Raw genomic sequence first — 13,165 nt, forward strand, 5'->3', positions numbered from 1 at the left:
TGATTCCCTTAACCTGATTCCTGATTCCTTTAACTCAGATCATCATCTTACCAACGTCATTTGAGCGCCAAATTTGGCCTTTTTTTAGGGGGTAAATGACGTTTGGGTTAACACTGCCTAAAGCCTTGCGGCACAAGGGATTGACGGCTATTTTTGCGGCATATTCATGTAAAGATACAGGGGTGTCACGCCCATGTCACGCGATGTCACGCCCATGTCACGCGATGTCACGCCCATGTCACAATGTCACACCGATGTCACGCGATGTCACGCCCTATACACAGATACAGATAATACACAGATATATAAAAATAATATGTGTGTTTTTTGACTTGTCCGTGACAAGGGGTAATCTGGAATGACCACCTTCAGACACCGGGCGAATGGCTTACCCGGGGTTACTATGCGTAAGGCGGGGGCAAAGCAGCCTTTTTGGTGCAAAAAATTCTTCGGGGGAAGTCTCCAGAAAATAACGACCACCCCCCCCAGGGGGTAGTCCCACTCCTATACAACGATGCACATACCCCTGAGAAGCCGCAGGATGCCCCACAATGGACACGAAACATGGTTCTGGTATAATTTTCCTTAGTTAAATAGTTGAATGCGCCTACGGTCCTTTTTTGTGGCTTTTAAGGCAGGTGTACCGTTTTTACCTTTTCAGTGCTATTTGGGAGGGGCACATATGTTAACGAGTACGCTCAAAGATAGCTTTCTTAGCCGCACCCGCAATCGTAAGCATAATAAATTACCATGCTGGGGACTTGGGGACAATGAGCGTCTAAAAGCCTTGTGTCCGTAGGCGAAATGTGTTAGCGTAATGGGGACAAACTGGGGACAAGTTGGGGACAAACACCCCATTTCAAGGCCAAACATTACCAAACTACTCCAAAGACAGAACCAAGAAAACCAGGCAGGACAAGCATTTCCTAATTACGCTTAACAATACCTAATGCAATATATCGGACTTCTAATCCGTAGGCCGCGGGTTCGAATCCCTCCCGGGAGGCCAAAAGGAGCCAGTATTCGCAAGGGTTTGCGGTTACTGGCTCCTTTTGTCATGCATGGCGGTTACCAGCAGTACTGAATCTGACATTTGTTCCGTTTATAGGGAGATAAGTTTACCTTTTATAACGTCCGTTCCAATGCTAAGTATTCCACAACCTGCTTTTATACCCGCCGGGGGGCGCGAAGTGCTGCCCGGGTTGAATAGCAACACGTTACCTTCCCATGTGTTAACCGGTACATGAGTATGACCAAACACTACCACCTTTGCTTCCATTTCTCGGGCCCGGTAATATAATGACTGAAGGCTGTTCTTGACCCGGTAGAGATGGCCGTGAGTGATATATATTTTGCGGCTGCATAGTGTAATGGTCAGCTCTTCTTTTACCTGGCCCGGTATATCACAGTTGCCCGGTACTGCGTAAACGGGCACTTTGATAACGGGGCTAATGCGCAATGCATCGCTATATAAATCACCGGCGTGAATTAAAGCGTCTATCTCTCCCATTTCATATATTGCCTTCACGGCTGAACTTATTGAACCGTGCGTATCGCTAATAACACCAATGCGCATAACCGTAACACCTTCCCGGTTGGTAAATATCCAGGCATATCTGGAAAGTTTATCAAATTCTAAGACTCCCACTTCTATAAGCGGAAGTCCCTATTTCTACTTCAGGTGGGGTAGAATCCCTATCTGAAACCCCGATGTTCAGCTTTAGCTGAACGAGCTCGCTAATATTTTTGTCGACCATACCTTAGTAAGTTTTTAAATAACCACGAAAAACCGGGGTAAGCAGCCTGGTTAGTTTATGTACTACTCACCTTTAGCCGATTCTGTCAAAATTGTTTTGATCTCTTGTAGTGCCCTTCCCCGGTGGCTGATGGCGTTTTTAACAGCGCTGTCCAGCTCGGCAAATGTTTTATCGAACTCAGGCATTAAAAACAATGGGTCATAACCAAATCCGTTTTCTCCTCTTGGCTTGTCAATAATGATACCCTCGCAGGTCCCCTGAGTGGTGGCTGCTTTCCCGTCGGGGGTGGCTATGGCCACCACACAGCAAAAACGTGCCGTACGCTTTTGTCGCGGCACGCCGTTGAGTAATCGTAAAAGTTTGTCGTTATTGGCAGTGTCATCATGGCCTGGACCTGCAAATCTAGCGGAATGCACTCCGGGTGCCCCATCCAGATAATCCACCATCAGCCCGGAGTCATCGGCCAGTGCAATTTTGTTCGCGGCAGCGGCCACTTCCCGGGCTTTTTTAATTGCATTGTCCTCAAATGTCCGGCCATCTTCCACTACATCAGGAGCATTAGGGTAGCTTGACATAGAGATCACTTTAAAACCTGTTTCCGCCAGCAATTGCTGCAGCTCGCGTACCTTGCCTTCATTACGTGTCGCTAAAATAATGGGGTCAGACTTAAACTTGCTTAAACTATATATAATATCCCGATAAGCAGATATATTGTTGCTCATTGTTTTATCACCCTTTATATCTCTTTTATTGCAATAACACCTATTAGATTTTTATCCTTTATTCGGCATTGCTAATAATACTATCAGCCACTGTGCCGAGAATGCTTTTTTGGTATTCCACTAATTGCCTGATACCCATGTCGGCCAAGTCCAGCAGTTGATTGGTTTCATCCCTGCTAAATGAAGCCTCTTCCCCGGTGCCTTGGATTTCTACGAATCGGCCGCTGCCAGTCATTACAATATTCATATCTACTTCGGCTGCGGAGTCCTCGGTATAACAAAGGTCCAGCACCAGTTCGCCGTTGACCCGTCCCACACTGGTAGCCGCGACAAAATCCCGCAGCGGCAACTTTTCCAGCTTGCCCTTCTGCACCAGATAATACAGGGCATCTGCCAGTGCGACAAAAGCACCGGTGATGGAAGCCGTACGAGTGCCTCCATCCGCCTGAATTACATCGCAGTCAAGGGTTATCGTATACTCTCCCAGTGACTCAAGGTCGGTAATTGATCGCAACGCCCGGCCGATAAGCCGCTGTATTTCCAGACTGCGTCCGTTTTGTCTGCCCCGTGTGGCATCCCGTATCATGCGCTGCCCCGTGCTTCTCGGGAGCATACCGTATTCGGCGGTCAGCCATCCTCCTTTGCCCTCCAGCTTGCGCCAGGTGGGCAGGCGTTCTTCTATTGTGGCAGTGCAAATTACTTTGGTGTCCCCTACCTCGATTAAAACCGACCCTTCCGCATGCTTATTCACATTCCGGGTAATTCTTACCGGACGCATAACATTATTTTTCCTGCCGTCAACTCTGTCCATTTTTTCCCTCCTGTATGTATTATGAGGTGATGATTAGTTTGGCTGCACCGTAAATATCTCAGCTGGTGGCAGGCCTTTCATATTGTTCCCGTAACATATGGTTATAATAATATTTGTACGCTATGCGGTTTGGTAAAACCTGCAACCCACCATATTGTATCACCTTTTTAGCAAAAAAACGCACCAAAAACACACTAAACACACCGGTTTTTCAGGATGTTTTATACTGCAGGCTTTTATTCATAGCAATTGCCTTGCCCTTACACTTGCTGACAAATTAAGCCGGTGTCCCCAATTCATAGAGGACATCGGCTTGTCTTTCAGTATCAGTAATTAAATCCATTAATTGTCGGGTGCAAAATAATTATTCAGGGCCAGGGCCAGCGCTTCAGCTACTTTTGCACGCTCTGTTTCCTGGCGCAGCATTTGTTCCTCCTCCGGGTTAGAAACAAAGGCTATCTCTGCCAGTGCCGCAGGCACGGGGGAAGTACGCAATACTACAAAGTTTGACTGCAGCACACCCAAGCTGCGCCTGCCCAGTGTCCGGAGCAACTCCGATTGGATGGCCCCGGCTAAACGTCGGTTATCCGCTTGGTCCACCCCCGGGGGAAACTCCCCGGTATCCCGGCGGTAATAAGTGCTGGTGCCATCTATATCCCGATTTACATTGGCATTGATATGGATGCTTAAAAATACCTCGGCACCTTCTTGCTTGGCAATAGCCGTGCGTTCGTATAAATCGACAAACCTGTCGTCGTTTCTGGTCATCACTACCCGAGCGCCGTTTTCCGTGAGCAATTGTGCCAGCTTAAGGGAAATATCCAGGGTCACATCCTTTTCCTGCAGTCCGGTAGGTCCGATGGCACCCGGATCACTGCCGCCGTGTCCGGGGTCAATGCAAATGACGCGCCCTTGCAAAAATTCGCCCAGTTCGGGAACATAAATATCCAAATCCAGCTGGTGTCGGTCGCTGGATAGCTTGTCCACGCTAACTACCGCTTTTCGGAGGTCAAAAACCACCCGCACTGCCGGTGGGTCGGTGCTGAATAAGCCGATGCGCATTTTTTCTATTGCCTCGGTATTTACCGCTGTGTTATCAGGTAAATCACCAATATTTGTGTTCTTAAGGTCAATGACCAGCCGCTGAGGATTGGTAAGCAAAAACATGTCATAGTTTAGTTCTCCGGCGGCTTTAATGGAAACCAGGGTATGGTTGTTTTCCTGGCGGACTTCAATTTTTTCCAGGTTAATAGGCATTCCCGGGTTATTCGAATCGATCTGATCGGTGTCCTCTGTTTCCACGGGCGGGTCCCCCGGAGCCGGGGAGGCCTCGGCTGGTTCCACATCAACCAGCCAACCGGCTACCCAACCAATTACGCCTCCTTCAAGGCTAACCTTATACCAGTCACCGGCCTGCTCCAGCACCCCTAACCGCTGACCCCGGCTTACCTGGCCAATTATGTTGTGCTGCGTGCCCGGTCCGCCCCGTACATTGACATTATCATTAATCACGAGCTGTAAGTTGCTGTTGTCGTTGCTGTCGGAGCCGTCATTATCACCGGTATCGCTGTTTACATTGCTGTTATTTTGTGCGGAGGCAGCGGGCTGGGCCGATGCAACTTCGCTGACGGTAGCCAGCCAGGCGGCTATCCAGCCGGTTTTGCCCCCGGGCAAGCTTATTTTTAGCCATTGGCCGTTAACTTCGGTGATATTATATTTAGCACCTTTATTAACCTTAGCAATTGTGTCGTACGAGGTGCCGGGGCCCGAGCGCACATTGATAGCTGCGGCAGTGATAGTGGCTTGCTTTACTTTAACCGCACCGTTCCGGCTGTCCGGCTGAGTGTTGCTCCCGCTAACGTTTTGGCTGCTCGCCGGTGCTTGCTGATCAGTGGACTTCTGTGTTTGCACCAGCCATTCGGCAACCCAGCCGGTGCTGCCGCCGGGCATTTGGATCTTTACCCAATCACCGGAAAGCGCCAGTACAGGTAGTTTGGTGTTCGTACCAATCTGCCCTGTCACCGCATAATTTGTCCCGGGACCGCTGCGCACATTTATAGTACCCGACTTGGCCACGGCGTAACCGGCGGGGGCATCAGCCACCGTTTTAGCCTGCACCAGCCATTCGGCAACCCAGCCTTCCGCATTCCCTACTTTAATTTTATACCAGTCGCCGCGCTTATCAAGGGCGGTAAATTGTTCTCCTTTATGTACACTGGCTACAATAGCGGTGTTGGTATCCGGTCCACCCCGCACATTAACGGTGTCCCCTCCTACGGTCAACTGCGTAGCGGCGGGAACTGCCGAGGGTAAGAGCAGCAGTCCTGCTGTAAACAGGCAGGATATAATCAAACCCTTCTTAATTTTATGTTTCCAGTTCCAATATTTTTTCATAACATGTTTCCTCATTTCCCAATGAATTACCTGCATACCTATTATTCAACAAAAAACTTCAAAGACCTGTTTAGTATGTTGCTTGTAAAAAATGTCAGTAGAATTCCTGACCGCAGCGAATACGGCTATAGCATACCTGACAATCAAATGGGCCAATTTGAAGAACAGGTCTTTTGGATACCTATAGAAAGTTAGGTAAACATTGCGGGCATAAATACCATAAAGACGTTGGGACCAAGCAATAGGTTCCCTATCCGGTAAAAAATAATGGATAGTTTGTCTTTTACGGCTGCATAATAAAAAATAATCAATAACAATGGGGGAATATGTTATGGATAAATTAAAAGTGGGGATTATCGGTACCGGTCTGGCTTTTGCGCGGCTGCATTATCCCGCTTACCAGGAACTGGCCGATAAATATGAAATCGTGGCTCTTTGCGATTCCGAGCCTGATAAAACCCGCCCCTGGGCTGAGCGGTTGGGCTTGGGCGGAAATAATGTCTACACTGATTACCGTCCTATGCTCTGGCGGGGCGACATTAACGTGTTTGACATTATGGTACCTATTGAACATAATTTTCGTGTTACTGAGGACGTGGCACGGGCAATAGCACACCAGCCAGGTCGGGCCATTATTTGCGAGAAACCGCTGGCTGCCGGTTACGAACAGGCCCGGACCCACGCCGAGCTGCCCCGCCGCTATGGTGTGCCGATTATGATTGCGGAAAATTACCGGTATAGTGAGGAAATCAATATTATAAGGGATCTGGTCGGGCAGAAGAGAATAGGCGATACCGTTTATTTTATACACAACCGGGTGACTTGTTTTCCTGAGAATATGCAGAAAAATAAATTTGCCCGTGAGGAATGGCGTCAGCATCCGGTGTTCGCGGGAGGCGTGATCATGGATACCGGGGTACACGATGTTGCCGCCCTGCGTCATATATTCGGCGCCATTGATAAGCTGCAGTCTTTCGGGGTTCCTCAGTCTGATGACTTTGCTCCCTATGCCGTGATCAACGTGAATATGCGCTTTAAAAACGGTGTAACCGGCCAGTTCAGCTTTTACTGTGCAGGCAAGGAAATGCAGCGCCCGCTTACCGGACTGCGCATATTTGGCACTGCCGGAATGATTTATCTTGAGGAAAGAGATTGCGGTACTATAAATTTAGCGTATAATGACGGCCGGGCGGAACAAATCCAATACCGCCCGCAGCGTGGCTATTATAATGAGCTGTTAAACCTTTATAATGCAATGACGGGTCGGGAAACTATCTCTGTTACCCCGGAAATGGAGTACGGAGACGCCAAGACAATTTTAGATATGCTGCGCTCAGTTAAAGAAGGCAGCACTATTGCGGTAGACAGTGAAGCAAACTACATCCCCGCCTACCGCTCGGTCCATCAGCCACAGTTTGAGTTTCATCAATTAAACTGGCATTAGGGACTTTAAGCAAACTATTACACTAATTTGCCTGCGATTTAGCACCGGCCTTAATTAGTTCACCGTCGCGGGTCAGCGGCACACTTACATCCAGGTGTCCGGCAATGGATTCAACAACCCGTCCGGCTACCAGTATTTGTACTTGCTCGACGCTGCTGAACTGGGTTAATGTATTCACTATTGAATAAACCGTAACGTTTTCCGCTCCTGACCCGCCACTATGGTTGGAAACGAGCTCCTGATTGAAATTTACGGTACACAGGCCATCTTGGATGTTAATATCCAGCAAACGGGTGCCTTCGGGGATAGTGGCTGACAACGCCCGGTTACTTGGGCCAAGGCATAATTCCCGCATGGTCTGACGGGCAATGCCGGCAGTCTTGTTTATAGACCGCCGCTCCGCTTGTAAATAACCGTCTGCATCAGCAAAATAAAGTACTATTGTGTCAGTTGCCGCCCGCGTTGTATTTGGTGCAGCCATTGTTGCGGGCCCGGCTTTATTCGTCGTAACATTGTGATTGTCGGACTGTTCCGCTTTATTACCGACAACCGTTGTCTGACTGCCGTCATCATCCTTTGGTTGCGTTAGCTTTGCAGTATCATCTTGACTTGCATGATTATTGTATAAATTTGCCGCGTTGCCGGCGCATCCGGAGGAATACATGACCAGCATTATCAGTCCCATGTAGACAAAAAACTTGATGACCGCTTTCATATAAATAGCCTTCTTTCGTGTAAAGTTTGTCCATTTATACTTATGGGTCCGGTTACCGGTTTATGACAAAAAATAAAGGAATATGCACGGCACGGCAGGGAGAAATTAAAACACAGTTTGTTATTATTGCGCCGGCAAGTAAAGCTTGAATCAATTGATGACGTAGCAGCAGAGGATATGTCTGTATTAAGAATTCAAGTTTAAGTCTGACCATGGAGGGGAAAATGGCCAAGAAATTCAAGACTATCTGTGCCGCCATGTTTTTTATAATACGCGTATTCACTGCAATAATAGTAATGACGATAGTTTGGGGCACCGGTTCGGTCTGCGCGGCACAAGATACTATACCCGGCTGTCCGTATTACGATCCGTCATTGGAAGTAAAACGCGATTTAACAGCCGGCGAACCGGCTATGGCGGGCAAGGATGTAGTACAATTGCAGGAACGGCTTAAGGAATTAAACTTTTACCGGGAACCTGTCGATGGTATATACGGACCGTCTACAATAAAATCTGTAAAAGAGTTTCAAAAATCTCGAGGCCTTGATTTAGACGGTGTGGTGGACGAATTTTTCTGGCAGGAACTTGATGAGGTTCAATTTGCTTGGGGAACGCAAAATAAAATACCGCCGCCTGCAGGTGCGGTGAGTATAGTTGTAGATACCTACCGGCGCAAGTTAACAGTGTTTTCAGATGGTGAACCATATAAGCAATACCCGGTGGCGGTTGGCAAATATGAAACTCCCTCGCCCATAGGTACCTTTAAAGTGTTGCGTAAGGGGGCCCACTGGGGTACCGGTTTCGGTACCCGCTGGATCGGTCTTACGGTGCCCTGGGGCGTCTATGGCATTCATGGCACCAACAAGCCCCATGCTATCGGCAGTTATGCCAGCCACGGCTGTATCCGTATGAACAACCATAATGTTGAGGAGATCTACCCCTGGGTCAAACCCGGCACTCCGGTAACTATTATTGGCAACCAGTTTAGCTATCAGCCAAGCCAATACCGAACTATGCGGCGGGATGAACGGGGCGGCGATGTTATGGAAGTACAAATACGTCTGCAACGGCTGGGTTTCTATAGCGGTCCTATTGATGGTATCTGGGGCGGCGGCATGGAAAAGGCCGTGATGCAATTTCGCCAAAGCCGGGGATTGACCCCGGATAACTCGGTGAACTCGGAAGTATACCACCTGCTCGGTTTAGAGTAGTCGACACTATAAGGCAATATATTACAGACAACAGTTTTAATAATTCTGCCGTATCATTTAATATGTCTGTTTTTCAGTATAGTAGTATGCACCGGGCTTGTTATAATAAATGTGCAGTAAGAAATAATGTTAGATAAAATAATTGTTATGTCAGGTTTGAGAACAGGCGCCAGAGTCTGCCTTTTAGAACATACACATGCAGTGTGTTTTATAAAGATATAATGTATTAATCTCCGGTTTTGTTTGCCTGGCTTACCGGTCGCCTGCGCTGCCTTTTAGCCTTATTTTGAGACTGGTGCCGGCGCTTCAGCTCGGGTACCACTATCCTTACATACCAGGTACAGAGCAGCAGGCCCAGGCCGATATACAACAGCACCATAGGGAAGCTGACGAATACAGCCAATGCCAGGCCGGTGAACACCACCGCGCAGATACCCGGTATAATATAACCGCCCGGTATGCGGTGGGGGCGGGGAATGTCGGGCATCTTTTGACGCAGCACAATTACCGCCAACCCCACCATGGCATATATAATACTTTCCATTGCCGCGGCCATATTTACCAGCACGAGGTACCGGTGCGTCAAAAGTACCGCTGTGGAAATAACAAGGCCTATGACAAATATAGTCAGTATTGCAACCCACGGTGTAAAAAAGCGCATGCTCACTTTGCTGAATACCGGCGGCAGCACATGTTCCCGGGCTGAAGCGTAAATAAAGCGGGATATGCTGATAAGACCCGCGTTAAAAGTAGTAATGGAAGCCGCCAGGGTGACAACCGCCATCCAGGTCGCCCCCGTATTGCCCAATATGCTTCGGGCGAAAATTAGCTGGGGTATGGGCGAGCCGGTCAGTGCTTCACGAGGTGCCGCTGCGGTCATAGCTACAGTAAAAAGGGCGTAAATAATGCTTAAAACACCAATAGACAACAGCATGCCCCGGGATATCAACCGGTGGTGGGTCACCTCTTCAGCCAGCGGGGTCACCCACTCGAATCCGACAAACAGAAAGACCCCTACCGCTATCGCGTTAATTAACCCAACCGCACCGCCCGTAACAAAAGGGGCGGTAATCTGAAAGTCTACTTTAACCAAGGCGATAAAAGCCAAAGCCACCAGAGATAGCATGAGACCGTAGGTAACCACATCCTGAAAGCCGCCGGCTATTTTAACGCCTACAACATTCAATACCGTAACGGTGGAGAACATGATTAGAATCCAAATTAGTGCCGGTACGGAAGGCCAGATTTCGTTCAATACCTGGGATAGCACATAGCTTTCCGCCCCAATCACCCCCATGATAACCAGCATATACAGCATGGACACAATGAGGGCCAGCCGGTCGTTAAAAGCCCGGCTGAAATACAGGCGGATACCGGCTGCTGAAGGGGTCATACCGTTTAATTCACTAAAACAAAGGGCCGCTGTCATACACAGCAGCCCACCGGTGAGAATAGCCAGCCAGGCGGCATCGCCCGCCAAAAATCCGGCCACCTGCACCGCCGCCACAAAAGTTGAACTGGATAATGTTAGACCGGCGCTGGTGGCCACTATGGTACGCAGGGTGAGTACTTTTTTCAGCTGCAAGTCACTCACCCCAGATCATCAGTGAAATAAAGTCCAGGCGTACAATATCATCCTCGGTGCCCTGAATCAGCAGGGTGCCGTTCATGTAAGGCTCGGTGGGGGTGATATCGCCATAAAATAAATCCGCCAGTGTTTCGCTGTCCGATGTGACCACCAAATCCGCATTTTGTTCCGGTGTGCCCTGAGCCACTGACAGTTCACCGTTTTGTAAAGTCAGAGTATGCTGGGACTCCACGTCGTTGGCTTTAATTACAATGACCCGGTTCCAGTCCCGGTTCATTATTTTAAGTTTTTTATTGTTCTGATAACCTTCGTAAAATGCCTGTAAGCTGGCGCTTATTTCGTCATGTGTAGCCATAAAACATCCTCCACTTGCTGGAATAATGGTGTTTCTCGGTGATGTGATGTTAAAGATACCGGTGGTATTTAAGGTTAATTAATTCACCATTTCAATAATACGTGGTTTAAAATCCAGCTTCTCAATAATCTCCAGATATTCATCGGGGGTGATATTCGCCCAGGGTTTACCTAATAGAGCAACCAGTACGCCCTCGATTACATTGGTGCCAAAAGAGCGTCCTTCAAATACCGGGGTGGTGGTTACCAGTCGACTGGCACCGCATTGCCGCAAAAAGTCTATGTCTGCGGCGGTGGTGGTATTGGTAATAATTATTTGACCATCCAGCTTGTCCGGCAAATAGCGTTTGATAAAGTGGAAATCACCGGCAATAATCTCGGCATCTCTGTAGTACTGATCAAATTTTTTTGTTTTGTCCTCGTCCCGGGATTCCTGTTTCTTGCCAGTGGGGTAGAGCATATTAAAAGGAAGCTTGGACATTTCCGGCAGCAGCTTGGCAGCCATTTCCTCCAGTTCTTGCAAAGATTTAATAGGATAAGGTATACCGGCGGCAAAAATTAAATCGCCATAGGTAACGTCGCATTGGGCTTTTGCAAAAGCTTCGGCCATGCCAAACCGGTCCACCGCGCTGACCATAAGCACCCGGGTGCCTTCTTTAATGTAATCGGTATTCTGCAGCAAGTAGGTAACCGTTTCCCGTTCCAAAGTGTTTTTCAAACCGCTGCCGTCTACCACTGGAGTGGTTTTTACTGCTTCCATCAATTTCAGCCCGTCTTTAAAGGCGTATCTTTTATTACCTGCGTATACATATACATCAATACCGCCCAGGCCGATGGCGTCCACCTGCCCGTCCAACTGCTGCAGTTTGGCCAGGGCTAGGTCAAAATCGCCGTCCATACCCAGGCGGCTGATCTCAAATTGTTCGCCCAACAGTTCCACCTGCACTTGGTGATCCCGCCTGGACGACCCCAGGCTGACACTGACCACGCGTTTCAAACCGCAAGACCTCCAATCATCTGCTCCGGTACTTTCTTTTGTCTTTTAAAGGTATTATTCTAAAGCACCTTTCCATTGTAACCAAAAAAAGCAAAAAAAACAAGCTAACCGGGGTTTGTTAGCAAGTAGTGTCGTTTGAGTGCTATTATAAAATCAGTCCCCGGGCAGATATATCGACAAAGGGGACTGGTTCCGGTGGCAGCAAACAGTTTAACTTTGCCCGTGTCCATTACTTAATATAACGCGCGGACTGATCCTCCAGAACATCCATCGCATTTATTTGCTGGGCATCTTCCAGCACATCCAGGGCATCATCAAAGGTGTTGATATATTCGGATTCCAGCACATTAAGCCACCTGGGCGAAAGTATCGGCACCTCCTGCTCCTCTTGCAATTTTTCTGTGTAAAGAGATTTGCCGTAATGTTCGTCCGGCATGTTTAAAGCCCTCCTTCTGCTTTGTTCTAAGCCGATATACAATACAGCATTCGGGTTAAATCTGGCCTCCGTTATTTTTTAGTATTTCCTCCGCTTGCTTAACATAGTTATCTGTAGTTACCACAGTGACCATAAAGGCGCTGCCGCCTGCCACTCCGTAATTGTGATTGCCGTACCCGCTGACCGACGGGTCGGCACCCAACAGAACCCGGTTATCGTTATCAATAGAACTATCGGTGCCGGCGGAATATAGGGTTAGACCGGTGATAGTTTCCGCCCCTCCCGTTAGAGCATTATTTATTGTTGCGTCATTGGTGGTCCCGTACCGGCTTACCCGGTCCACCTGCACAGTATCGTAACCATTCTTTTTTAATTTTTCCGCCGCCGACTCCGCCGCACCGCTGCTGGGGAAATAAGCCAACAAGGACCGCTCACCTGGTGATAATTGCATGGTGTCTGTCACTCCTTAAATCCGACATGTCTTGCGATGAGTTATGTGTGTGTCTATTAAGTAGCATATCCAGATAGGGTGCCCGGCACACCTTCATCTCGATAAATTTTTCGCGGCTTGATATAAATACTCGAAAGGTTTAAGCGAATTGTTGTTTCAAGTGAACTCGTTCAGCTAAAGCTGAACATCGGGATTTCAGATGGGGATTTTACCCCACCTGAAGTAGAAATAGGAACTCCCACTAAATAGAAGTGGGAGTCTTGGAATTTAATAAATCACCTGTAA

General features: G+C 48.3%; 12 protein-coding genes. 2 read left to right on the top strand and 10 right to left on the bottom strand.

The window, feature by feature from the left end:
- Positions 1-1,102: 1,102 nt before the first annotated feature.
- The 4 genes from ABDB91_RS08540 to ABDB91_RS08555 form a co-directional block, all read right to left on the bottom strand.
- A complete protein-coding gene (locus ABDB91_RS08540; RefSeq protein WP_347491176.1) occupies positions 1,103-1,576 on the bottom strand; it encodes a metallophosphoesterase in 474 nt (157 codons plus the stop codon).
- Between the two features lie 243 nt (positions 1,577-1,819).
- Positions 1,820-2,479, bottom strand: coding sequence for an XTP/dITP diphosphatase (locus ABDB91_RS08545; protein WP_347491177.1), 660 nt, complete (start codon positions 2,477-2,479; stop codon positions 1,820-1,822).
- Between the two features lie 58 nt (positions 2,480-2,537).
- Positions 2,538-3,290, bottom strand: coding sequence for a ribonuclease PH (gene rph, locus ABDB91_RS08550; RefSeq protein WP_347491178.1), 753 nt, complete (start codon positions 3,288-3,290; stop codon positions 2,538-2,540).
- 342 nt (positions 3,291-3,632) lie between these two features.
- Complete coding sequence (locus ABDB91_RS08555) at positions 3,633-5,684, bottom strand: SH3 domain-containing protein (RefSeq protein ID WP_347491179.1); 2,052 nt, start codon at positions 5,682-5,684, stop codon at positions 3,633-3,635.
- A gap of 331 nt (positions 5,685-6,015) precedes the next feature.
- Here ABDB91_RS08555 and ABDB91_RS08560 point away from each other — a divergent pair, with 331 nt between their 5' ends.
- The gene (locus ABDB91_RS08560) at positions 6,016-7,128 is read left to right on the top strand and encodes a Gfo/Idh/MocA family oxidoreductase (RefSeq protein WP_347491180.1); all 1,113 of its coding nucleotides are present in this window, start codon (positions 6,016-6,018) and stop codon (positions 7,126-7,128) included.
- Positions 7,129-7,150: 22 nt separating this feature from the next.
- On the opposite strand, the gene ABDB91_RS08565 is transcribed toward ABDB91_RS08560, so the two are convergent.
- Positions 7,151-7,843 carry a GerMN domain-containing protein gene (locus tag ABDB91_RS08565; protein ID WP_347491181.1) on the bottom strand — a complete coding sequence of 231 codons (693 nt, stop codon included), beginning with the start codon at positions 7,841-7,843 and terminating at the stop codon, positions 7,151-7,153.
- 224 nt (positions 7,844-8,067) lie between these two features.
- Between ABDB91_RS08565 and ABDB91_RS08570 the strand changes: the two genes are divergently transcribed.
- The gene (locus ABDB91_RS08570; RefSeq protein WP_347491182.1) at positions 8,068-9,054 is read left to right on the top strand and encodes a peptidoglycan-binding protein; all 987 of its coding nucleotides are present in this window, start codon (positions 8,068-8,070) and stop codon (positions 9,052-9,054) included.
- 226 nt (positions 9,055-9,280) lie between these two features.
- On the opposite strand, the gene ABDB91_RS08575 is transcribed toward ABDB91_RS08570, so the two are convergent.
- From ABDB91_RS08575 to ABDB91_RS08595, 5 genes are all read right to left on the bottom strand, one after another.
- Positions 9,281-10,639, bottom strand: coding sequence for an APC family permease (locus ABDB91_RS08575; RefSeq protein ID WP_347491183.1), 1,359 nt, complete (start codon positions 10,637-10,639; stop codon positions 9,281-9,283).
- Position 10,640: 1 nt separating this feature from the next.
- Complete coding sequence (locus tag ABDB91_RS08580) at positions 10,641-10,997, bottom strand: SCP2 sterol-binding domain-containing protein (RefSeq protein ID WP_347491184.1); 357 nt, start codon at positions 10,995-10,997, stop codon at positions 10,641-10,643.
- Between the two features lie 78 nt (positions 10,998-11,075).
- Complete coding sequence (locus ABDB91_RS08585; RefSeq protein WP_347491185.1) at positions 11,076-11,993, bottom strand: quinate 5-dehydrogenase; 918 nt, start codon at positions 11,991-11,993, stop codon at positions 11,076-11,078.
- 229 nt (positions 11,994-12,222) lie between these two features.
- Complete coding sequence (locus tag ABDB91_RS08590; RefSeq protein ID WP_347491186.1) at positions 12,223-12,429, bottom strand: hypothetical protein; 207 nt, start codon at positions 12,427-12,429, stop codon at positions 12,223-12,225.
- Positions 12,430-12,484: 55 nt separating this feature from the next.
- Complete coding sequence (locus tag ABDB91_RS08595) at positions 12,485-12,880, bottom strand: hypothetical protein (RefSeq protein ID WP_347491188.1); 396 nt, start codon at positions 12,878-12,880, stop codon at positions 12,485-12,487.
- Positions 12,881-13,165 lie beyond the last annotated feature (285 nt).

It is taken from the genome of Desulfoscipio sp. XC116, from assembly GCF_039851975.1.
Taxonomy (GTDB): domain Bacteria; phylum Bacillota; class Desulfotomaculia; order Desulfotomaculales; family Desulfallaceae; genus Sporotomaculum.